This window comes from Microvirga lotononidis, from assembly GCF_034627025.1.
Taxonomy (GTDB): domain Bacteria; phylum Pseudomonadota; class Alphaproteobacteria; order Rhizobiales; family Beijerinckiaceae; genus Microvirga; species Microvirga lotononidis.
Genome location: NZ_CP141048.1, coordinates 3,052,044 through 3,073,296, shown reverse-complemented (window position 1 = coordinate 3,073,296; position 21,253 = coordinate 3,052,044). Strand labels below are relative to the sequence as shown.

General features: G+C 63.4%; 23 protein-coding genes. 14 read left to right on the top strand and 9 right to left on the bottom strand.

Annotation, left to right across the window (positions count from 1 at the left end):
• Window positions 1-16 precede the first annotated feature (16 nt).
• The 3 genes from rnhA to ispH are packed head-to-tail and all read right to left on the bottom strand — an operon-like array spanning window position 17 to window position 2,409.
• Window positions 17-484, bottom strand: coding sequence for a ribonuclease HI (gene rnhA / locus U0023_RS14585; RefSeq protein ID WP_009764712.1), 468 nt, complete (start codon window positions 482-484; stop codon window positions 17-19).
• Window positions 481-1,446, bottom strand: a complete 966-nt coding sequence (locus U0023_RS14580) for a homoserine kinase (protein ID WP_009764711.1) — start codon at window positions 1,444-1,446, stop codon at window positions 481-483. Before U0023_RS14580 ends, rnhA begins: the two co-directional genes overlap by 4 nt.
• A 3-nt stretch (window positions 1,447-1,449) precedes the next feature.
• Window positions 1,450-2,409, bottom strand: coding sequence for a 4-hydroxy-3-methylbut-2-enyl diphosphate reductase (gene ispH / locus U0023_RS14575; protein ID WP_009764710.1), 960 nt, complete (start codon window positions 2,407-2,409; stop codon window positions 1,450-1,452).
• A 285-nt stretch (window positions 2,410-2,694) separates the two neighbouring features.
• Here ispH and U0023_RS14570 point away from each other — a divergent pair, with 285 nt between their 5' ends.
• From U0023_RS14570 to U0023_RS14560, 3 genes are read left to right on the top strand one after another with little or no spacing between them, the layout of a single operon-like run.
• Window positions 2,695-4,545, top strand: a complete 1,851-nt coding sequence (locus tag U0023_RS14570; RefSeq protein ID WP_009764709.1) for a monovalent cation:proton antiporter-2 (CPA2) family protein — start codon at window positions 2,695-2,697, stop codon at window positions 4,543-4,545.
• Window positions 4,545-5,924: an MATE family efflux transporter gene (locus tag U0023_RS14565; protein ID WP_009764708.1), complete on the top strand. Its 1,380-nt coding sequence runs from the start codon at window positions 4,545-4,547 to the stop codon at window positions 5,922-5,924. Before U0023_RS14570 ends, U0023_RS14565 begins: the two co-directional genes overlap by 1 nt.
• Window positions 5,925-5,961: 37 nt before the next feature.
• On the top strand, window positions 5,962-6,684 hold the full coding sequence (locus U0023_RS14560) for a DUF937 domain-containing protein (RefSeq protein ID WP_009764707.1): 723 nt from the start codon (window positions 5,962-5,964) through the stop codon (window positions 6,682-6,684).
• Here U0023_RS14560 and U0023_RS14555 read toward each other — a convergent pair.
• Window positions 6,681-7,007: a DUF1127 domain-containing protein gene (locus U0023_RS14555; RefSeq protein WP_009764706.1), complete on the bottom strand. Its 327-nt coding sequence runs from the start codon at window positions 7,005-7,007 to the stop codon at window positions 6,681-6,683. The genes U0023_RS14560 and U0023_RS14555 overlap by 4 nt on opposite strands.
• Window positions 7,008-7,339: 332 nt before the next feature.
• Here U0023_RS14555 and U0023_RS14550 point away from each other — a divergent pair, with 332 nt between their 5' ends.
• The gene (locus U0023_RS14550) at window positions 7,340-8,230 is read left to right on the top strand and encodes a LysR substrate-binding domain-containing protein (protein ID WP_009764705.1); all 891 of its coding nucleotides are present in this window, start codon (window positions 7,340-7,342) and stop codon (window positions 8,228-8,230) included.
• A 6-nt stretch (window positions 8,231-8,236) separates the two neighbouring features.
• Here U0023_RS14550 and U0023_RS14545 read toward each other — a convergent pair whose 3' ends face one another.
• Both U0023_RS14545 and U0023_RS14540 read right to left on the bottom strand, forming a co-directional pair.
• On the bottom strand, window positions 8,237-9,166 hold the full coding sequence (locus tag U0023_RS14545) for a DMT family transporter (protein WP_009764704.1): 930 nt from the start codon (window positions 9,164-9,166) through the stop codon (window positions 8,237-8,239).
• 35 nt (window positions 9,167-9,201) lie between these two features.
• Entirely contained in the window at window positions 9,202-9,351 is a 150-nt protein-coding gene (locus tag U0023_RS14540; protein WP_154661289.1) for a hypothetical protein, read from the bottom strand.
• A 99-nt stretch (window positions 9,352-9,450) separates the two neighbouring features.
• On the opposite strand from U0023_RS14540, the gene U0023_RS14535 reads away from it, so the two are divergent.
• Window positions 9,451-9,738, top strand: a complete 288-nt coding sequence (locus U0023_RS14535) for a GIY-YIG nuclease family protein (protein ID WP_009764703.1) — start codon at window positions 9,451-9,453, stop codon at window positions 9,736-9,738.
• Window positions 9,739-10,003: 265 nt separating this feature from the next.
• The gene (locus U0023_RS14530) at window positions 10,004-10,663 is read left to right on the top strand and encodes a hypothetical protein (protein WP_009764702.1); all 660 of its coding nucleotides are present in this window, start codon (window positions 10,004-10,006) and stop codon (window positions 10,661-10,663) included.
• Between the two features lie 438 nt (window positions 10,664-11,101).
• Here the strand turns inward: U0023_RS14530 and U0023_RS14525 are convergent, their stop codons facing one another.
• A complete protein-coding gene (locus U0023_RS14525) occupies window positions 11,102-11,695 on the bottom strand; it encodes a hypothetical protein (protein ID WP_009764701.1) in 594 nt (197 codons plus the stop codon).
• Window positions 11,696-11,977: 282 nt separating this feature from the next.
• Window positions 11,978-12,634 (bottom strand): HCaRG protein, encoded by a 657-nt coding sequence (locus tag U0023_RS14520; RefSeq protein WP_009764699.1) that lies wholly within the window; start codon window positions 12,632-12,634, stop codon window positions 11,978-11,980.
• A gap of 944 nt (window positions 12,635-13,578) precedes the next feature.
• On the opposite strand from U0023_RS14520, the gene U0023_RS14515 reads away from it, so the two are divergent.
• The 7 genes from U0023_RS14515 to U0023_RS14485 all read left to right on the top strand — a co-directional run bounded on the left by U0023_RS14515 (window position 13,579) and on the right by U0023_RS14485 (window position 19,787).
• A complete protein-coding gene (locus U0023_RS14515; RefSeq protein WP_009764698.1) occupies window positions 13,579-13,962 on the top strand; it encodes a hypothetical protein in 384 nt (127 codons plus the stop codon).
• 300 nt (window positions 13,963-14,262) lie between these two features.
• Window positions 14,263-15,954 (top strand): arylsulfatase, encoded by a 1,692-nt coding sequence (locus tag U0023_RS14510; protein WP_009764697.1) that lies wholly within the window; start codon window positions 14,263-14,265, stop codon window positions 15,952-15,954.
• Window positions 15,955-16,185: 231 nt separating this feature from the next.
• Complete coding sequence (locus tag U0023_RS14505; RefSeq protein WP_009764696.1) at window positions 16,186-16,434, top strand: DUF6894 family protein; 249 nt, start codon at window positions 16,186-16,188, stop codon at window positions 16,432-16,434.
• A 150-nt stretch (window positions 16,435-16,584) separates the two neighbouring features.
• On the top strand, window positions 16,585-16,794 hold the full coding sequence (locus tag U0023_RS14500) for a helix-turn-helix domain-containing protein (protein WP_245273117.1): 210 nt from the start codon (window positions 16,585-16,587) through the stop codon (window positions 16,792-16,794).
• Window positions 16,795-16,965: 171 nt separating this feature from the next.
• Window positions 16,966-17,790, top strand: coding sequence for an alpha/beta fold hydrolase (locus U0023_RS14495; RefSeq protein ID WP_009764694.1), 825 nt, complete (start codon window positions 16,966-16,968; stop codon window positions 17,788-17,790).
• The gene (locus U0023_RS14490; protein ID WP_009764693.1) at window positions 17,787-19,451 is read left to right on the top strand and encodes an ATP-binding protein; all 1,665 of its coding nucleotides are present in this window, start codon (window positions 17,787-17,789) and stop codon (window positions 19,449-19,451) included. Before U0023_RS14495 ends, U0023_RS14490 begins: the two co-directional genes overlap by 4 nt.
• A 108-nt stretch (window positions 19,452-19,559) precedes the next feature.
• Window positions 19,560-19,787 carry a hypothetical protein gene (locus U0023_RS14485; protein ID WP_009764692.1) on the top strand — a complete coding sequence of 76 codons (228 nt, stop codon included), beginning with the start codon at window positions 19,560-19,562 and terminating at the stop codon, window positions 19,785-19,787.
• A 37-nt stretch (window positions 19,788-19,824) separates the two neighbouring features.
• Here U0023_RS14485 and U0023_RS14480 read toward each other — a convergent pair whose 3' ends face one another.
• Window positions 19,825-20,064: a hypothetical protein gene (locus U0023_RS14480; protein ID WP_009764691.1), complete on the bottom strand. Its 240-nt coding sequence runs from the start codon at window positions 20,062-20,064 to the stop codon at window positions 19,825-19,827.
• 252 nt (window positions 20,065-20,316) lie between these two features.
• Between U0023_RS14480 and U0023_RS14475 the strand changes: the two genes are divergently transcribed.
• Window positions 20,317-21,120 (top strand): class I SAM-dependent methyltransferase, encoded by an 804-nt coding sequence (locus tag U0023_RS14475; protein WP_195904260.1) that lies wholly within the window; start codon window positions 20,317-20,319, stop codon window positions 21,118-21,120.
• Window positions 21,121-21,253: the final 133 nt, after the last annotated feature.

Genomic DNA, 21,253 nt, shown 5'->3' with positions numbered 1-21,253 from the left:
AAAGAGACCCTAAAAGTCAGGCCCCCACTCTCCGGCCAGCCTTCTTGAACGGCTTCATGGCGGCGACGGCCAGTTCGTCGACGCGGATATTGGTCGGATCGTCCGCGTGCCCCTTCACCCAATGCCAAGCGACGTCGTGCCGAGAGGCGGCCTCGTCGAGCGCGCGCCAGAGATCCTCGTTCTTCACCGGCTTGTTGTCGGCGGTGCGCCAGCCGCGCCGCTTCCAGTTGTGCATCCACTGCGTGATGCCCTGGCGGACATATTGCGAATCCGTGAACAGGTCGACCGCGCAGGGCCGCTTGAGGGCGTTCAGCCCCTCGATGGCGGCGCGGATTTCCATGCGGTTGTTGGTGGTGTAAGCCTCCCCGCCGGAGATCTCCTTCTCGCTGCCCTTGAAGAGCAGGATCGCACCCCATCCCCCCGGCCCGGGATTTCCCGAGCAGGCGCCGTCCGTGTAGATCGTTATGCGTTCCGGGGCGCTCATGCTTCAAGTCCGTATTCGCGCGCATGCTTCACATGGCGATGGAAGTTCAGTTTCCGGTCGTATTCCAGCGGGTCCTTCGGCTTCACCAGCGCCCCCGGCGGAACGTTGAGCCAGTCCACCAGGCGGGTCAGCATGAAGCGCATGGCCGAGCCGCGGCAGAGGACCGGCAGGGCCTCGACCTCGTCCGCATCGAGCCTGCGGACGCTCTGGTAGCCCGCCAGCATCGCCCGGCCCTTGGTGAGGTTGAACGAGGCATCGATCTCGAAGCACCAGGCGTTGAGGCAGATCGCGACGTCGTAGGCGAAGGAATCCGTGCAGGCGAAATAGAAGTCGATCAGCCCTGAAACCTCGGAGCCGATGAAGAACACGTTGTCGGTGAACAGATCCGCATGGATGATGCCGGACGGCAGGCTGCGGGGCCAAGCCTCCGCCAGGCTCGCGAGCTCCCGCCGCGTCCGCTCCGCAAGGCCCGGCGACACGGTATCGGCCTGAGCCTCGGCTTGCGCGAAGAGAGGCGCCCAGGCGTCGAGAGACAGGGCGTTGGGCCGCTCCATGGCAAAATCCTGCCCGGCCAGATGCAGCCTCGCCAGGGCCGCGCCGAGGGCACCGCAATGCTGCGCCGTGGGGCGACGGACCGCGATGCCATCGAGGAAGGTGATGATGACCGCCGGACGGCCGGCAACCCGCCCGAGGGCCTCGCCCCGGCGGTTGTTCACCGGCAACGGACAGTTGAGCCCCTTGAGCGCCAGATGCTGCATCAGGCTGAGGAAGAAGGGCAGGTCGCTCTCCCGCACCCGCTTCTCGTAGAGTGTGAGGATGTAGGAGCCCTTCGTGGTGTGGAGGAAATAGTTCGTGTTCTCCACGCCTTCGGCGATGCCCTTGTAGGACAGCACCGTGCCGATGTCGTAGGTTTCGAGGAACGCCGAGAGCTCCTCGTCGCTGACTTCCGTATAGACCGCCACCGCTTACTCCGCCGCCTGCTCACGAAGCTCGCGAGGCAAAGGAAAGAACACGCTCTCATCCGCCGTCGACACGCTTTCGACCGAGACCTCGAAACGTTCGGCGAAGGCGTCGATGATCTCCTCGACGAGGATCTCGGGCGCGGAGGCCCCGGCCGTGATTCCCAGCTTACGAATATTGCCGAACAGGTTCCAGTCGATGTCGTCGGCCCGCAGGATCAGCCGGACCAGGGGACACCCCTCGCGCTCGGCGACCTCACGGAGGCGCTGGGAATTGGAGGAATTGGGCGAGCCCACGACGATCATGGCATCGACCTGGGGTGCCACGCGCTTCACCGCGCCCTGGCGGTTCGTGGTGGCGTAGCAGATGTCTTCCTTGTGCGGACCGACGATCGTCGGGAACCGGGCCCTCAGGGCGTCCACCATGTCCTGGGTGTCGTCGACCGAGAGGGTCGTCTGGGTGACGAAGGCTAGATTGTCCGGGTCCACAGGCCGGAGCCGGGCGATGTCGTCCACGGTCTCCACCAGAGTGGCGGCGCCTTCGGGCAACTGGCCCATGGTGCCGACCACCTCCGGGTGGCCCGCATGGCCGATCAGGATGATATGGCGGCCCCGCTTGTGATGGACCTGCGCCTCCCGGTGCACCTTCGTCACCAGCGGACAGGTGGCATCGATCCCGAAAAGGTTGCGGGCCCGGGCTGCCTCCGGCACCGATTTGGGAACGCCATGAGCCGAGAAGATCACCGGAGCCTTCGTGTCGGGCACCTCGTCGAGTTCCCGGACGAAGACCGCGCCCTTCCGCCTCAGGTTTTCCACGACATATTTGTTGTGCACGATCTCATGGCGCACATAGACCGGCGCTCCATGGATCGCGAGCGCCTTCTCGACCGCATCGATGGCACGGACGACCCCGGCGCAGAAGCCGCGCGGGGCACAGAGCAGAATGTCGAGAGAGGGCTTCGTCATGATCCGGCGATGTGGCGAGACGAGGCCCCTCCTGTCAAGCGGGAGCGACGCTTATTCGCGGTGGGGTGACACCCTCTGACGTCATGGCCGGGCCTGTCCCAGCCATCCCGCTGCGGAAAGGCACTACACCTCACAGGATCAGGATCACCGGCCTCGTATCGGGGATCCTGATCCTGATCCTGTGCGACAGGTCACGAAACGGAACCTCCTTCGGCAAGAAACGCTCGCCCTCGCCCGTCAGAGTCCCTAGAAAGGTGAAACAACCCCTCACCTCGCCGATTGCCCATGGCCTCCACCGCTTCGCATGTCAGTTTCCTACCGCCCGTCCTGACCTTCTGTGCGGCAGCGGTCGTGGCCGTACCCGTGTTCCGGCTCCTGGGCTTGAGCGCCGTTCTGGGCTACCTCGCCGCCGGCGTGGCCATCGGCCCGTCGGGCCTGAGCCTGGTGGAGGATCCCCAGACCATTGCCACGGTGGCGGAGCTGGGGGTGGTGCTGCTCCTGTTCATCATCGGTCTGGAGCTGAAGCTGTCCCATCTCTGGGAGATGAAGCGGGACATCTTCGGCCTCGGCTTCGCCCAATTGGCCGTGACCACCCTCTGCCTCGGCGGCGCGGCCTATCTCGTCGGCTTCACTCCCAAGGCCTCGTTCGTCACCGGCGCGGCCGTCGCGCTCTCGGCGACGGCCATCGCCCTGCAGATGCTGGGCGAGCGGAACGACCTTCAGACCCCCTACGGCCAGCGATCATTCGCGATCCTGCTGTTCCAGGACCTGTCGGTCGTTCCTCTCCTGGCCGTTCTGCCGCTTCTCGCGTCCGGGGCGGCCGCGGAACACGGCTCGCTCATGGACCGCCTTCTGGCTGTCGGCGAGGCGCTGGTCGGCATCGGCGCGGTCGTGCTGATCGGCCGCTATGGCCTCAACCCCTTCTTTCGCATTCTCGCCCGCAGCGGCGCCCGCGAGGTCATGACCGCATCTGCCCTGCTGGTCGTGCTCGGTGCCGCGCTGCTCATGCAGGAAGTCGGCCTCTCCATGGCGATGGGCGCTTTCCTCGCGGGGCTGCTGCTCGCCGAATCGAACTTCCGGCATCAGCTCGAGGCCGATATCGAACCCTTCCGCGGCATGCTGCTCGGCCTGTTCTTCATGAGCGTGGGCATGTCGATCGATCTCGCTCTCGTCCGCGAGCAATGGCTTCTGCTCACCATCGCGACGCCCGTCGTGATCGTCGGCAAGAGCCTTCTCATCGCTCTCCTGTCGAGATTGTTCGGCGCGAGCTGGCGCGACGGGCTGCGCTCCGGAGCCTTGCTTTGCACGGCGGGCGAGTTCGCCTTCGTCCTGCTCCCCGTCGCGACAGGTCTCGGCCTCATGTCCACGGCCGAGGCGCAGCCCGTCACGGCCCTTGCCGCCATCACCATGTTGCTCGGCCCGCTCCTGTCGACCCTCGTCGAGAGAATGCTCGCCAAGAGGGGAGAGAGCGAGGAACAGCCTGATGAATCAGGTCTTCTCGGCCAGGAAGGCGAACTCGAAAGCCGCGTTCTCGTGATCGGCTTCGGCCGCTTCGGCCAGATCGTGAACCAGGTTCTGCTGGCGCAAGGCATAGAAGCGACCGTGATCGACAAGGATGTGGAACGCATTCGCGATGCGGGACGCTTCGGGCTTCAGGTCTATTACGGCGACGGAACCCGTCTCGACGTGCTGCGCGCGGCCGGCGCCGAAAAGGCCGAGATGATCTGCATCTGCATCGACGATCACGATGCGATCCTGAAGATCATCGAGATCATTCACGAGAACTTCCAGAACGCCCGCAGCTTCGTGCGCGCCTTCGACCGCATCCACGCCATCGAACTCATGAACCGGGACGTGGATTATCAGATCCGCGAGGTGTTCGAATCCGCCATCGTGTTCGGGCGTGCGGCGCTCGAAGAACTCGGGACCGAGCCCGAGGCCGCCGCAGCCGCGGCCAACGACGTGCGCAAGCGCGACATCGCGCGCCTTGTGCTGCAGAAGGAAGTCGGCTCCATGGGCGGCGCGGAGCTCGTGGTGGGCTCCAAGATCACTCCCGAGCCGCTCACCGTTCCCACGAGCCGGGCCAGGGCTCTCAGTCCCGAGACGCGGGACATTCTCGGCGAAGGCGTGCTGTAATGGATTCCAATCCTTCCGTGAAAACGGCCGAGGCTCCGAACGAGCCTCCGCGCTTCGTCGTCGGCTCGACCATGCGCCATGTTCTCGTCATGACGGGAACGGGAGCGGCCGGCCTCGTGGCGATCTTCATCGTCGATCTCGTGTCGCTTCTCTACATATCGTGGCTGAACGACCCGAGCCTGACGGCCGGCGTCGGGCTCGCCACCGTCGTGATGTTCTTCACGATCTCCATCAATGTGGGCCTGATGATTCCCATCGGAGCGCTCGTGTCCCGGTCTCTCGGAGCGCGCAGGCCGGACGATGCTCGCCGGTTGGCGACATCGTGCAGCATCCTCATGGCGGCCGTCGCGGCCGTCGTCAGCCTGATCATCCTGCCCCTGCTGCCCACGATCCTGACCATGATCGGCGCCAGCGAGCAGACCTACGAGGTGGCAAGGAACTTCCTCTGGATCGCGCTGCCGACCAACGTTCTCATGGCCATCGGCATGGCGTTCTCCACCGTCCTTCGCGCGGCGGGCGACGCCAAGCGCAGCATGTATGCCACCTTGTCGGTGGCCGCCGTCACGGTCGTCCTCGACCCCATCCTCATCTTCGGACTGGGCCTCAAGACCAACGGCGCGGCGGTCACCATCAACATCGCACGCGTCGCCTATGTCTATGTGAGCTTTCTCTATCTCACCCGCGCTCACGACCTGCTGAGGCGCCCCGACTGGGCTGCGCTCTTCACCGACGCGCGACCGTTCTTCGCCATCGCCATCCCGGCCATTCTCACCAACATCGCGGCTCCCGCGGCCAACGCGTTCTTCACGGGCGTGATGGCGCGGTTCGGCGATCAGGCGATTGCCGCCTCCGCGATCATCGACCGCGTCACCCCCGTGGCCTTCGCGGGTGTCTTCGCGCTGGCCGGCGCCATCGGACCGGTGCTCGGGCAGAACTGGGGCGCGCAGCGCTACGACCGCATGAAGCAGACCCTCAGGGACGCGCTGACCTTCACCATCGTCTATGTGGGCAGCGTGTGGCTGATGCTCGTCCTCGTGCAGGTTCCGATTACGCGAGCCTTCAATGCCCCTCCGGCGACTGCCGAGATCGTCCAGGTCTTCTGCCAGCTCAGCGGCTTCATCTGGTTCTTCGTCAGCCTCGTCTTCGTGGCGAATGCCTCGTTCAACAACCTTGGCTATCCCCTGCTTTCCACCTTCTTCAACTGGGGCCGGGCCACCCTGGGGATGATCCCCTTCGCCTATTTCGGCGCCGAGATCGGCGGGCCCAAGGGGGCTCTCGTGGGGATCGGAGCAGGGTCCGTGGTGTTCGGGATCGCGGCCATCATCACTGCGTTCTGGACAATCCGGCGTTTGGAGAGGCAAGCTATCCCGGCGGTGTGAGACATCAACCGCAGCGTTTCACCCGGAGGAGGCTGTCATGTTCAACTGGTTCGACCTGATGCGCCAAGCGCAGACCAGTGCAGCCCTGGCCTCCCTCGCACAGCAGTTCAACCTGTCGGGCGATCAGACCCAGAAAACCATGGCGGCTTTCATGCCCGCCTTCGCCATGGCGCTGCAGCACGCCACCGCGTCCAGCAACCCGGCCCGCTTCTTCCAACCGATGATGAGCGGAGCCTACCAGAATTTCTGGCAGGCGGCCGGCAGTCCCTTCACGCCGCAGGCGCAGCAGGAGGGCAGACGACTGCTGGACCAGCTTTTCGGCTCCGACGAGGTCAGCCGCCGCGTGGCGCATCAGGCCGCCGATTACGCGGGGATCAGCACCGAGACCATGCAGCAATTGCTGCCGCTCCTGGCCGGCATCATGGCCGGGGGCATGTCGCACTGGATGGCCGCCCACGCACAGGCCCTGCAATCATTCGCATCCTCGAATGACAAGCCCGGCAGCGCGAACCCTTGGGCCGATCTCTGGGCCGGATGGATGACGGCGGCGACACCTGAGAAGGAGCATGCCAACCCGTTCGAGGACATGATGGCGAGCGTTCTCAAGGCGCCCCCGCCGGAAGCCCCGCAGGAGGAGCCGCCCTCCTCCCCGTCCTTCGACGAGATGATGGAAAAAGGACGCGAGATGCAGTTGCAATATCTCGCGTCCCTCCAGTCGATCTTCACCGATGCCTGGCAGAGCCAGGGCAAGAAGGACTAGGCGCAGCGCTTGATCGGCCTCACCATCGGAACCACGGGTCGGACCGGCTTCGCTGCATAATGGGGCCTCTCGGCACGGGAGTGTCGCTCCGCACTTCGAACCAACACCCATGACGGGTTGCGGATGAGAGGCTCGTCCAGCGCGCTCGTCACGTCGCTGCGGGTGAGGCCGATATCCGCGAGCATCCGGTCGTCGAACTCGGCGAGATGTTTGACCTCTCGGCGGTGCTTCAGCGCGACGACGAGATTCGTGAGGGCGCGGGCCAGCAGCCCCAGAGTGGTCGTTCCTGAGAAGGTCATGGACGAAAATGCAGACCGGTTCATCGGAGGTCTCCTTGCTCTCACGTTCAATGCGCTGGCTCTGGAATGCCGTGGAACGGGTTTTTCCTGCGTTCCAGGTGTTCCAGCACCTGTTCCAGGGCGTTCCAGGAGAATCCCCTGGAACGTTCCAGGGCGTTTCACCCCTCCGTTCCAAGAGGATATTCCACGGCATTCCAAATTCGCATGGAAGCTCATGCTACTGAGCTTCCATTTAACTCCTTGAAAATCATTATGAATTTCCAAGGGCTGGGAGATGTGTACCAGATGATTATCATCACTTGAAACGATTGTTTGAGATATGTATCATCAACTTGATTGATGATGAGGGTGTTGCCATGCATCTGCTTGATATCGACCAGCTCCGGACCTTCGTGGCCATCGCCGATACGGGGTCGTTCACCCGCGCGGCGGAGATCGTGCACAAGACGCAGAGCGCGGTGTCCATGCAGATGAAGCGGCTGGAGGACCGGGTCGGCCGGGCGATCTTCGAGCGCGACGGGCGCCTGTCGAAGCTCACCGACGAGGGCGAGCGCCTGCTCGACTATGCGCGCCGGATCGTGCGGCTGAACGCGGAATGCATGGCCTCCTTCAACGAGCACGAGCTCACCGGCCGGGTGCGCTTGGGGCTCCCCGACGATTACGCCGACCGCTACCTGCCGGAGATCCTGGCGCGCTTCTCGCGCTCCAACCCGAAGGCCGAGGTGACGGTGGTGTGCGAGCCGAGCCACAACCTGATCGAGCGGGTGCAGCACGGGGACCTCGACCTCGCGATCATCACCCATGTGGACCGGCGCGGCCCGTCCGAGATCGTGCGCATCGAGCAGCTGCTCTGGGTGACCTCGGCCCGTCACGGGGTGCACGAGGAAAGCCCCGTCCCCCTGGCGCTCGGCCGCCCGAACTGCGACTGGCGCCACTCGGCCACGGAAGCCCTGGAGAGCGCGGACCGCGCCTTCCGCGTCGCCTATGTGAGCTATCACTCGACCGCCGTGGGCGCGGCCGTCCTGGCGGGCCTCGCGGTCTCGGTTCTCCCGGAGAGCGCCGTGCGGCCCGGCATGCGGATCCTCGGGCCGTCCGATGGCTTCCCGGCCCTGCCCTCGTGCAAGATCGGCCTGATCCGCGCGCGCGGCGAGGAGAACCCGCTCGCGGACGCGCTCGGCTTCCACATCAAGCAGTCGCTCGACAATCTCGGCTCGACCCGCCCGATGGCGCCGCTCGCCGCCGAGTGATCCCGCTCACTTCGTCGCGGGCCGGCGCAGCACGAGCACGTTGCCGGCGAGCGCCAGCACGACGCCGATCATGGCGAGCGGCGTCCACACATAGCCCTCGATCAGGGTCGAGACCGTGAGCGCCACGATGGGAAACAGCACCGTGGCATAGCCCGCCCGCGCGGCCCCGAGCCGCCGCAGCAGGGTGAGATACGACATGAAGGCCAGCACCGACGCGCCGATGGAGAGATAGACGAGCGAGCCGACGTACTTCACGGTCGGCTCGATGATGAAGGCGTTGCCGCGCAACAGGTTCAGCGCCAGCAGCACCGCGCAGCCATAGGTCATGCCCCAGGCGGTGGCCGAGAGAAGCGGCACGCCCCGGCGTTGCACCACTGTCGAGATCATGTTGCCCGAGCAGAAGAACAGCGTGCCCATCACGCAGAGCGCCAGCCCCTTGAGGGCCGCCGCGTTGAAGCCCGCGCCGGTGATTTCCGGCCAAAACAGGAACGCGATTCCCGCCACCCCGATCACGCCGCCGAGCGCCACCCGCGGCTCGACCTTCTGCCGGAACACGAGGAAGCCGAGCACGAGGTTGAACACGGAGGCGAGCGAGAACACCACCGAGAGCAGCCCGGACGGCACGCTCAAACCGCCGTAATAGAACGAGATGAAGTTGAACGAGAACAGGCAGCACCCCACCGCGGCGAAGCGCAGGTGATCGGCCGCCGGAAAGCGCACCCGGTGCCCGGTGGCGAGCACCCAGGCCCACATGAGCGCGGCCGCGAGCAGGAACCGCCACAGCACCGACATCTCCGGCGCCACCACGCCGAGCTGCGCCCGGATCCCGATCCAGCTCACGCCCCACAGGAACACCGTGGCGGCGTAGAGCCCCAGCGTCGTCCCGTCGATCCCTTTCAGGCTTTGACCCGGCATGGCGGCGCTAGCGTGGCTCATGGCATTCCGTCCCTTTCGACCCTCCTCGAATACGCTCAGCCATGCATCAGCACAAATGATGATAACTGATCGATCACCCTTGGAACGGTGATGAAACGTTCCAGGGTCTTCCCCAACGGCAATCCCTGGAACGCCCCGCTGGAACGGCGCTGGAACGGTTGGAACGGCTGGAACGGGCGTTCCAACGGGAGGGTCTCCACGGGAAGGATGGCCGGGCGGGAAGGCTCAACGTTGCGGTGACGATGCCACAATGTATCATAGCGGTGTCGCACTGCGAGAAGCCCATGCCCTACTCTGTCCATCTCCTCGCGAGCCGCCGCCACGGCACGCTCTACCTGGGTGTGACGAACGATCTTGCGCGGCGAGTCGACCGGCACAAACGCAAAGTCGTTCCCGGCTTCTCGGCCCGCTACGATGTCTGCCGTCTCGTCTGGTACGAGGTCCACGACCGGATCGGCGAGGCCATCGCCCGCGAGAAGAGCCTGAAGAAGTGGCGCCGCGACTGGAAGATCACCCTGATCGAGGAGATGAACCCCGACTGGTCGGATCTGTACCCGACCTTGAACCGGTGAACCACGGCCGCTCTGTTCATCGCTGGCGTCCCACGGCGCGCGCTCCCCGTCATTCCGGGGCGCGCCTTCGGCGCGAACCCGGAACCATAACCGCTGACAGTGCAGAAGGCGAAACGCCGCTCGCTCCTTCTTGAGACGTCCTGACTATGGGTTCCGGGTTCTCGCTCACGCTCGCCCCGGAATGACGGTTGCACCAACCTTGACCGCGCCCCGCCTCACATTATAATGTTCTTGTTCTGTTCCTGCATTGTGAAGACCGATTGCCATGACCTCCCCATCCTCCCCTGTCCCGCCCGCCCGGGATCACGCGAGCCCCTCGGGGTTCCGGGTGAAGCTCCCGCCGGAGCGGGTCGCCCTGCTGCGCGAATGGGTGGAATGCACCACCCGCCCGTTCAAGAAGATCGGCCAGGAACTCGGCATCTCGCCCGCGACCATCTCGCGCTACGCCAAGGAAGGCGGCTGGAAGCGCCCCGATGGCGCGGCCCCTCCCCCGCCCGCTATCGCCCGACGCAGCTCGGCGCCGGCGCGCCGGCCCAACGACGCCCCGCCCTCCGAGCCCCCGCGCCCGCCCCGCCGCTCGGCCGCCTCTGCCCATCCGCGCGAGAACATCGTCGAGCGGCTCTGGAGCCTCGCGGATCGCCATGCCGAAATCCTGGAGACCCAGCCCATCGAGCGCGCCGAACGCTCCCTCCAGACCCTCGCCCGCCTCACCCGCACCCTCGGCGAGATCGACCGGCACGCCCGCCCGTCCCCGCCCGCCGCCGACGCCCCCGTCTACGAATACGAGATCGACGCCCCCAAGCCCCGCCGCAGCCTCCACGAACTGCGCGACGAACTCGCCGCCCATCTGGAGCGCATCAACCGCGAGGAAGGCGACGGCTGGGAGATCCGGGAATGGTGGTTCATGAATGGCGAGGGGATTTGAGGGAGGATCGCGCATGTCGTCAGCCGCCCCGGCACGATTTCCGTCATGGCCGGACTTGTTCCGGCCATCCAGGTCCTTGCACCAATGCCGGGAGAAAGACGTGAATACTTGCGATAAGCGAGGGCATGGCGGGGAGAGACCGTTTTGGCTGGGACGCGCTCTAATAGTGATTTGAGTGCGGCGAGTAAGTTTTGAAGAGAAGCGGTATCCGTCCTGGCGATGGTTACTTTCCAATCAACAGGGTTCGTTGTGAATGTAAAAAGACAGGATTAGCGTGCGGGCCGGATAAATTGATGCTTCTGCGTTCAGACGCTAGGACGGGGTACGGGGGAACTCCACTTCGCTCCCGAGTAGACAACCCACTTCACAATTTTTGGCCAAAAAATAAGGGGCCCTATCGCTAGTATCCCCTCGCTAGTCCGGTTCATGTAGTTATATTCAGTGTAGTACCCGAGCGTTTTGATAAGAGGCTTCCGCCTCTCCTGCCTCAACAAGAGGAGTGCTGATTTTCCGAGTACCACGCATGCGTACCTTTAACTCATCTCCAATAATCTCAACAGTCATTGACCCGAAGTTGAGTTGATTGGAGGTATCATCACCTTTATGCTTCAAGGGGTCTTTGCGACGTAGAATTTCTTTCTTGAGCACTACCATGTTGGACCGCCTACCTTGATCTAGGCGCGTAATAAGTCTTTCGCCCCAAACTAAATCAGGCTTCTTCGGGTGATCTAAAAAAGCATTATACGTGTCAGACCAGTACCGTTCAGCAATTAAACTTGCCCAACGTTGTCTAACTAAACCCTGCGCGTCAGTATAGTCTGTCGCCTCTACTGAACCTTCTGCCTGAACGTGCTGTTCACTCGAACGTGTTACTAGGACTCCAATCGCGATAACGGCGCTTAGAACTGCCACAGAGCCTGCGACCCAGTCGCTCCCTGGGACATACTGAGCAAGTAGGCAAGCTAGCCCTGCTGACACTATGCAGGCATTAAAAATGTAGCGGCGCAGGTTACGGTCTCGAAGCGTTTTCATAAGCTACTCCGACTCATTTTCCTGATGCCAAGCCAGTCCACGCCAGCCCGGCCGCAAATGCCTGCGGTGCGGTGGTAGGCTGAACTAAGCCATGAGATAATAAGCACCCAATTAACATGAATACTAATACCTCGACGGCAAGCCTCAGGTTCTCGTTTCCGATGTATCGAGTTAAAATCGGCGAGAGGCCATAGATTTTCCGTCCGTCGTCCCGGAGCTTGCAAAAACACACAGCAGTTCCGACCGCGACATAGACGATTAGCGGTACCTCGAAGTTGTTCATTATTTCGCGCCTGAGGAGTCTTTCCGAAATAGCTCTTCGGCCGATGCCATCTGCTTCTGGGCTCTGTCCAAAGCATTACGCATACGTTCGATGTCTCCGCGGGAGACTTGAAGCCAAATCTCAGGCTCACTGTCGGTATCCACGTGAAGCAGGCCCACTGCGACAGCATCGACGATTTGGTCTCCTGCGAAACGCGGTCTCAAATCTACGGTTACGTCGAACGCTCGGAGCGAGGGAAGTGTTTCATTTGCCAGCGAATTCCTCTCTAAAGAACTGCTCAATGGGCTTCGCCGGTCTGTGACGGCCCTGGCAAGAGCTGTAACAAGATCAGTCTGCTCTTCATCGAAAAGGCGGCCGCGGGCAACCTCGACGAACTCCTCCGCAGTGACCTCAGTTTCCGAGATAAGCCCAATTACACTGGATACGGCACTAACAAGATCAGCTGCTTGTGATCTGGTCAGGTCCGCTGCTTCCGCAACCACTTTCAGGTCAACAAATGAGACGCCAGACTCCAGCGCCTCGAAAAGGTCACTGTAGAATTGCTCTCGCTGCTGGGGGCTCAGTGAGGAAGCTATAGCAAAACCCCGACGGACAGCTTTCAACGCGCCTGCCGGAATTTCGGAGACTTGGGTTTCGATTTTTGATGAGAAAGCCATTAGCCCTAAAAGGTAAAGCGTACGAGGAAATCAAACGTTACTATGAAACCGGTTCTGCCTGCAAGCTGGTACTAATTACGCATTGCATGAGGCGGGTTTCGAGAGACATACAAGCCCGATTAACCAACCTATCAAACTCACACGTAACAAAGCACATTATCAGTGAGGCCGCTGACGAGGTGGGTCGCCTTCGAGGTTTACAGAGCAGCAGTTCTCGTACTACAACACAACTGTTCAACAATTACAGTCGACCAGCTAGAAATATCCTTTGATTATGCGTACTTAGCGGCAAAGGGAACCAGTCCTCTCCTGGGCACCAGACGCGACAGCACCTTTTGCTAGCACCTTTCAGACAAACGCCTGCGTCCAAGAGGACAGGCGTCGTTTCTCATTGAACTCTCATCGCCAAGAGAACTTGGCTCTCAAGCGCCGTCCATGCAGAGACAAGCCGCTCCAGAATACTTCTTCAACATCCATATCGGCGCGGACGTTCTCAGCCCCCCCCTGATAGGCAGTCCCTGCGCGATCCCGACCCGAAGAGGCGCGTCGAAGGCGTGGAAACCCATAAGCACGACCTGGAGGAAAAGAACGCCCGGCGTTGCGCCTCTTCATGCACCGTCGCCGGTTATGGGTACCGGGTTCCGCTGCGCGGCCCGGGATGACGGAGGTGCGGCCCGCCTGGTAGCGCCCCATTGACCCCTCGCCACTGTTACGTGTTATCTCGTCACCGGAACCGGGCGCACCCGGTTCTGGGGCGTCAGAACCCCTTACGCAGCGGCAAGCATCAGCCGCTAACGATGCCTTCCCAGCCCTATGGCCGGGGAGGCGCTGTCGCATGTTCAAGGCGAAGGCCGAAAGGGCAGCGCGGTCGTCTGCGTACGGCTTCTGAACTCCCCGGCCACCAGCTTCCGCTGGTGGTCGTCTCGCTCGAGGGAGTTGCCGCGATGGACCAGCCGTACAGCCTGTGGGCCGATTGGCTCTCGAAATTCCACACCTGGCCCGAATTCATCCAAGCCCTGTGGCTCGTCGCCGGGCCGGTGACGTTGCTCGGCCTCGCGTGGCTGGTGATGCGGGGCCTGCGCGATCTCGTCCGCCCCTCGCCCAGCGAGCGGCACGGCCGCAGCGAGTGGCGCGGCCACGGCGGGTCGCTCGGCCACGGCGAGTGGCGCGGCCCCCTGATCTACGGCGTGTACCAGGACCCGCAGGGCCGCTGGATGGTCTATCGGCACGGCCGCGAACCCGAGGCGGTGGATTGGGAAAACCTGCCGCCGGAGCTGATCGGGCGCGGATCGGTGGTCCAGGGCGCGTTCCGCCGGCCGGAGGCGTGAGGGCCCGGCCTCGAGGAACGCGCCCGTCACTGCTGATCGCCCCGGCGCCGATCCGAAGTGCCAGGGTGAAAATCAGGGTTTTCCTCCAGCGGGTTCAGGGCAGACCCCGATATCCCGCCGACCGGCCGCCGTGCGACACTGGCGGCGCGCCAGGATCGAGGGACGGCCATGACCGTCGTCGACATCACACCGACCGCCGGAGACACGCGAGGGAGCGCGCGTCCCGCCTCGATCCGGAACACCAGCAACGACGAATGACAAAACCTTCTTCGGCCAGGGGCGGAATGGAGAGGAAGAGCGATGAAACTGAAAACACTGATCTGCGGAGCGTCCATGCTCTGCGGCGCGTGGGCCATCGCGCCCGCTCTGGCGCAGGCACCACCCTCCGGCACGCAGCAGAGGCCGAACATCCTCGTCATCATGGGCGACGATGTCGGCTGGTTCAACATCGGCGCCTATCATCGGGGCATCATGTCGGGCAAGACGCCCAACCTCGACCGGTTGGCGTCGCAGGGCATGATGTTCACCGATTACTACGCCGAGGCGAGCTGCACGGCGGGCCGGGCGAGCTTCATCACCGGCGAGATCCCGTTGCGCACGGGACTCACCACCGTCGGCCAGGCGGGCGCCGATGTCGGCATGCCGGACAAGGCCGCGACGATCGCCTCCGCCCTCAAGGCGCAGGGCTATTCGACCGGCCAGTTCGGCAAGAACCATCTCGGCGACCTGAACAAGTACCTGCCGACGCTGCACGGCTTCGACGAGTTCTTCGGCTACCTGTACCATCTCGACGCGATGTCCGACCCGTACTGGTACTCGTTCCCGGACGACCAGTCCTATCGCGACAAGGTCGGCCCGCGCAATCTGCTGCACACCTATGCGACCGACACGGACGATCAGACCGAGCAGCCGCGTTGGGGCCGGATCGGCAAGCAGCGGATCGTCGACGAAGGACCGCTCGCGCCCTATCCCAACATGACCAACGTGCCGAACATGCACGACATCACCCCGAAGGCGAAGTACGACATGACCACCTTCGACGAGGTGCTGGTCAAGGCATCGTGCGACTTCATGGACAAGGCCAAGACCGACCGAAAGCCGTACTTCGTCTGGCACAACACCACCCGCATGCATGTCTGGACGTTCCTGTCGCCGAAGTATCAGGCGCTGATGAACAGCACGAGCAATTACGGTCTCGAAGAGGCCGGCATGGCGCAGCTCGACGACAGCGTCGGCTCCCTGCTCAAATGCGTGGAGGATTCAGGCCAGGCCGACAACACGATCGTCATCTTCACCACCGATAACGGCGCCGAGGTGTTCACGTGGCCCGACGGCGGCATGACGCCGTTCAAGGCAACGAAGGGAACGGTCAACGAGGGCGGCTTCCGCGTCCCCGCGATCATCCGCTGGCCGGGGAAGGTCAAGCCCGGTGCGGTCGAGAACGGCGTCTTCTCGGCGCTCGACTGGTTCCCGACGCTGCTCGCCGCGGCCGGCAATCCGAGCATCACCGACCAACTCCTCAAGGGCGTGCAGCTCGGCGACCGCAGCTACAAGAACCATCTCGACGGCTACAACCAGCTCGCGCTCCTGCAAGGCAACGGCCCGTCGGCCCGAAACGAGTTCTTCTACTTCGGCGGCCCGCAGCTCGGCGCAGTGCGCATCGGCGACTTCAAGTTCCAGTTCTTCCAGCAGCCGCAGGGCTGGCCCGGGCCGAAGGTGACGACGGACATGCCGGTCATGGTGAACATCCGGCAGGACCCGTTCGAGCGGACGCCGTCGATCGGCGGCCAGAGCCTGAACGATCTCGGCGGCGGCTACATGAACGACTTCTACGCTCGCGAGTTCTGGCGCTTCGTCTCCGTCCAGCAGGAGGTCGCGAAGCTGGCGGCCACGGCGATCGACTACCCGCCGATGCAGGACCCGGCGTCCTTCAACCTGGAGGCCGTCAAGCGGCAGGTCGAGCAGGCCATCCGCAACAAGCCGGGCAACTGAACGAAGCAAGGGGCGGGCGAATAGCCCGCCCCGAGCCGCGACCACTCCGTGAGTGGGCGCCTGTGTCTTCACCCGCCATGCACCCTCGCGACGTCCGCCATCGGCATGGAGCTGAAGTCGACCGAACGTAAGCGTCGGAAGAGAACCCGAGGAGGGGCCTCGGTTCTCCCCATGGAACTCTCATCCCTAAGGGCACTTGGCTCTCACGGGGCATCCGTGCAGAGAGAAGCCATGCCAAAGTACTTCTTCAACATCCACATCGGTGAGGACGTTCTCAGCGACCCGGAGGGGCAGTCGCTGCGCGATCCCGACCAGGCCTGGGAAGTCGCGAGCGCCATGGCGCGGAACCTGATGGACACGCAGTTCGACAAGCCGGTGAACTGGGCGTCATCCCACATCGAGGTGAAGGACGACCTGGACGAGATCATCCTGGAATTTCCGTTTCTCGAGGCGCTTCAGTTCACCCCGAAATCCCATTGAGGCGCCCGGCGGGGGAAGCTCGGTTCGGACTCATCTGGAAACGCCCTGCGGACGGTGCTTATCCACGCTCTCCACAGGCTCCCCTTCGGCCTCTCGACGGACCCCGAGGCCTCATGAGACGTTCCCTATATGTTCTTAGGGAGATTCGCCGTGCAGAGCCGAAAGCGGAAGCTGACCACCGAGCAGGTTCTCGAGGCTCGCCTGAGATTCGCATCGGGCGAGCGGGAATGGGGCAAGCTCTCCAGGGATTACGGCGTGAGCCGCGAGACCATCAAGAGCGCCGTCGTGGGCGAGACCTTCAAGGAACTCCCGATGCCGCCCAAGAGAGTGTTCGGCCAGCGCCCCTTCCCCTACGGCTGAACCACTCGGGGACGCGTCCCTCGCCGTCGTCCGGGGCGCCGGAGCGGCGAGGGATTTCCGCAGCGTTGACACGGGAGCCCGGATCCCTAGATTGGGCCCAGACCTGCAAAGCTCGCACCGTCGCGGGACGCAAGCCCCCTCCTCTCGATCTTTGGATGGCACGGAGCGCCCATGTCCGCCGTTCTTCAACGACACAACGTCAAGGTCATCGGCCAAAGTCGGCAGCCCATGCTGTTTGCCCATGGCTATGGCTGCGACCAGAACATGTGGCGCTTCATCACGCCCGCCTTCGAGGATCGCTACAGGGTCGTTCTCTTCGACCATGTCGGGCATGGCCAGTCGGATGCGGCCGCCTTCGACGCCGCGCGGCACGGCACGCTCCAGGGCTACGCCGACGACGTGCTGGCGATCTGCCGCGAGCTGGACCTGACGAACGTCGTCTTCGTGGGCCACTCGGTCAGCGCCATGATCGGGGCGCTGGCCGCCATCCAGGAGCCGGAGCGGTTCGACCGGCTCGTGCTGATCGGCCCGTCGCCCCGCTACATCAACGACGGGGACTATGTCGGCGGGTTCAGGCCGGAGGACATCGAGGGCTTGCTCGACTTCCTCGACAGCAACCATCTGGGCTGGTCGAGCACCATGGCCCCGGTCATCATGGGCAATCCCGACCGGCCGCAGCTCGGCGAGGAACTCACCAACAGCTTCTGCCGCACCAATCCCGAGATCGCCAAGCACTTTGCCCGCGTGACCTTCCTGTCGGACAATCGGGCCGACCTGAGCAAGGTCGCGACGAAGGCGCTCATCCTCCAGTGCTCGCAGGACGTCATTGCCCCCGAAGCGGTCGGGCGCTACATGCACCAGAACCTGCCCGACAGCGAGCTCGTCCTGATGAACGCGACCGGCCATTGCCCGAACCTGAGCGCCCCCGAGGAAACGATCGCCGCCATCGAAGGCTTTTTGGGCGGCCCGACGTCCGTCAAGGCGGCCGCGGAGTGACCATCGATCAGGGAGCGCTGCTCGAAACAGCCGAGGAACTCTACGAGAACGCCCCTTGCGGCTACCTCTCGACCCTGCCGAACGGCACCATCGTCAAGGCCAACCAGACCTTCCTCACCTGGATCGGCCTGGACCGGAAGGAGATCGTCGGGCACAGGTGCTTCCAGGATCTGCTGAACATCGGCGGCAAGATCTTCTACGATACGCACTTCGCTCCGCTCCTGCGGATGCAGGGCTTCGTCAACGAGATCGCGTTCGACCTGACCAGCGCGGACGGCCGGCAGCTGCCCGTCCTCGCCAACACGGTCCAGAAGCTGGATGCGGCCGGAAAGCCTCTCGTCCATCGCATCACCCTGTTCAACGCCACCGACCGGCGCAAGTACGAGCGGGAACTGCTGCTGGCCCGCCAGAAGGCGGAGCAGGCAACCGAGGAGCTCAGGCGCCTGAACGAGACCCTGGAGGAGCGGGTCACGCAGGAGGTCGCGGAGCGCATGAAGGCCGAGGAGGCCCTGCGGCAGGCCCAGAAGATGGAGGCCGTGGGCCAGCTCACGGGCGGCATCGCGCACGACTTCAACAACCTGCTCACCATCATCGTCGGCAACATCGAGCTGATGCAGCGCCGCCTGCCCGAGGGCAACGAGCGGCTCGCGAGAGCGGCCGATCACGCCATGGAGGCGACAAGCCGGGCCGCCACCCTGACCCAGCGGCTCCTGGCCTTCTCCCGGCGCCAGCCGCTCGAACCCAAGCCCATCGACGCCAACAAGCTGGTGGCCAGCATGTCCGAGCTGCTGCGGCGCACATTGGGCGAGACGGTGGTGCTCGAAACCGTGCTCGCGGGGGGCCTGTGGCGGACACAGGCCGATCCGAACCAGCTGGAGAACGCCATCGTCAACCTGGCGGTGAACGCCCGCGATGCCATGCCGGGTGGCGGCAAGCTCACCATCGAGACGGCGAACACCCGGCTGGACGAGGCCTATGTGGAGGCTCTGTCCGAAACCGTGCCGCCCGGACAATACGTGCAGGTGTCGGTCTCCGACACGGGCACGGGCATGGACAAAGCCACGATGGACAAGGTGTTCGAGCCGTTCTTCACCACCAAGGCGGCCGGCAAGGGCACCGGACTGGGCTTGAGCCAGGTCTACGGCTTCGTGCGCCAGTCCAACGGGCACGTCAGGATCTACAGCGAACTCGGCCAGGGCACGACGATCAAGATCTATCTGCCCCGCCTCGTCGGCGCGGAGGACGAGGCGGCCGAGGCGCCCGTGAAGCGTGCGGCGATGACGCGGGGATCGGGCGAGACCATTCTGGTCGTGGAGGATGAGCCCGCGCTGCGCGCCTATGCGGTCGAGGCCCTGCACGACCTCGGATACCGCGTGCTCGAAGCGGCCGATGGGCGGGAGGCTCTGTCGGTCGCGGAGCAGCATTCCGAGATCGCATTGCTGTTCACCGACGTGGTGCTGACCGGCGGCATGAACGGACGCGCGCTCGCGGACGCAATCACGCGCCACAGACCCGGCCTGCCCGTGCTCTACACCACAGGCTATACGGCCAATGCCATCGTCCACCACGGACGGCTCGATCCGGGAATGCATCTGATCGGCAAGCCCTTCACCTATGCGGAACTCGCCGCCAAGGTGCGTCGCATGCTCGATGGAGCGTAATCGCGACCGCTTGTGAGCACGATATTCAGTTTCCTATCGGCGCTCGTCAGAAGACGCGCTTCGGTTTGCGCGCACGCCTGAGGATGATAGACCTCTCGACCAGGGGCCATGAAACTCAAAGATCGCAATCAGAATAAGCGGGAGCGGAGGCCAGAAACCTCCGATGCTCATTTCGCTCCGCAGGAAGACAGGATTCTACGGACCACCTTGCTCGCCATCGTCATCTTCGGGGCGGCGGCTCTCGCCTGGGTGGTTCTGTATCTTTTCGACCTGAACTGGACGCCCGGAGGGCTCAACTGGCATCCAAAGGGATCGCGCTTCTGGCTGGGCGAGTAGCCCGGCGGAGATCTGTGCGGCACGGACATCATGCGATTCAGGAGCGTCGTCTAAGCCGGTTTCGGATGGCGGCCACTCCGCCGAACAGGATCGCGCCCCCCACCATGAAAGCGAACATCCGCGGCAGGAAATGGCTCCAGAGCGCCTCGTCGGGGGTAAGATCCGAATGGTCGTGGAGAAGATGAACGAGCGGCGCGATGAGAACGGCGACGATCGCCCCTGTCAGTGCAGAGAGATAGACGTTCCACCTCTTCTCGGATTTCGGTCTCTTTGCCATCGCGCCAACTAACCGATGACTTTCCACTTGGCCATGGTTCCACGCTCCTTTCCATGCCGGGGTTTCGGCGAGCCTGAGAGGCCGTCAGTGTCATGGGCAAGACCGCGCGCCGAAGCGACCTGCCTTGCCGGCCCGAACCTTCACATGCCCGATGAAACTGTCCATGCCGCACACATGGCCGTGAGGCATCCGGATTTCCTCGCCTCGGGAGCTTGGCATGGCACGAATTATCGTCAAACTCCATGTGACGGAGTGATCACGCTCGCGTTCAAACGAATGAGGTACCGGATGGATGGCCCCGAGGTTGAACGAATACGCCGAGCCTATGAGCACTATAGGAGACACGGGAAGTGGAATGATCCCAATCCCGGCCGGGAATATATGATCTCGGAGGGGCATCGGGACCTCGAGACCATCTTCAACGACGCGTCCGTCTATTCCCTCCCCGATTGCAGGATCCTCGATATCGGATGCGGCAGCGGAAACCTCCTCGGCTGGTTTCATGAGCATGGCGCTCAAGCCCGGAACCTCTATGGAATTGACCTTGTTCCCGACCGGATCGACGCCGCGCGCCGCCGATATCCCGAATTCACCTTTGAACAGGCGAATGCGGAAACCCTGAACTTCCCAGATAAGAGCTTCGACCTGATCTCAGTCTTTACGGTTTTCTCCTCCGTGCTGGACGATCGTATGTCGAGCAAGATTGCCGGGACGATTACGCGGCTGCTCAAGCCGGACGGCGCCATCGTTTGGTATGACCTTCGATATCCGAACCCCAGGAACCCTCACGTGAGGGCCATGACGAAAGCCCAGATCCGCCGTCTGTTTCCCGATTTCGCTCTCGATCTCAAGTCAACGACCCTTCTTCCTCCCATAGCCGAGCGGCTGGGCCGCCACACACAATGGCTGTATCCATTGATCAGAAAAGTGCCTGCTCTTCGATCTCACTACATGGGAATCATCAGCAGAAATCTGGTTCTGCTCGGTTTGCTGCTGAGCGGAGAGTTCCTGGCCTTCGATCTCATGGCGCTGGAATCACGGCCGGCAGAAAGTTGAAGCGCCGACCGCAAAAGTGGGAACCGGGCTTGCGTGGAAAGACACGACACAACAAAACCTTAGAGCACCGGACGTGCGTTCGATTGCACGCCCGATGCTCTGGTCGTCATCAGTCCGTTGAATAACTGGGATT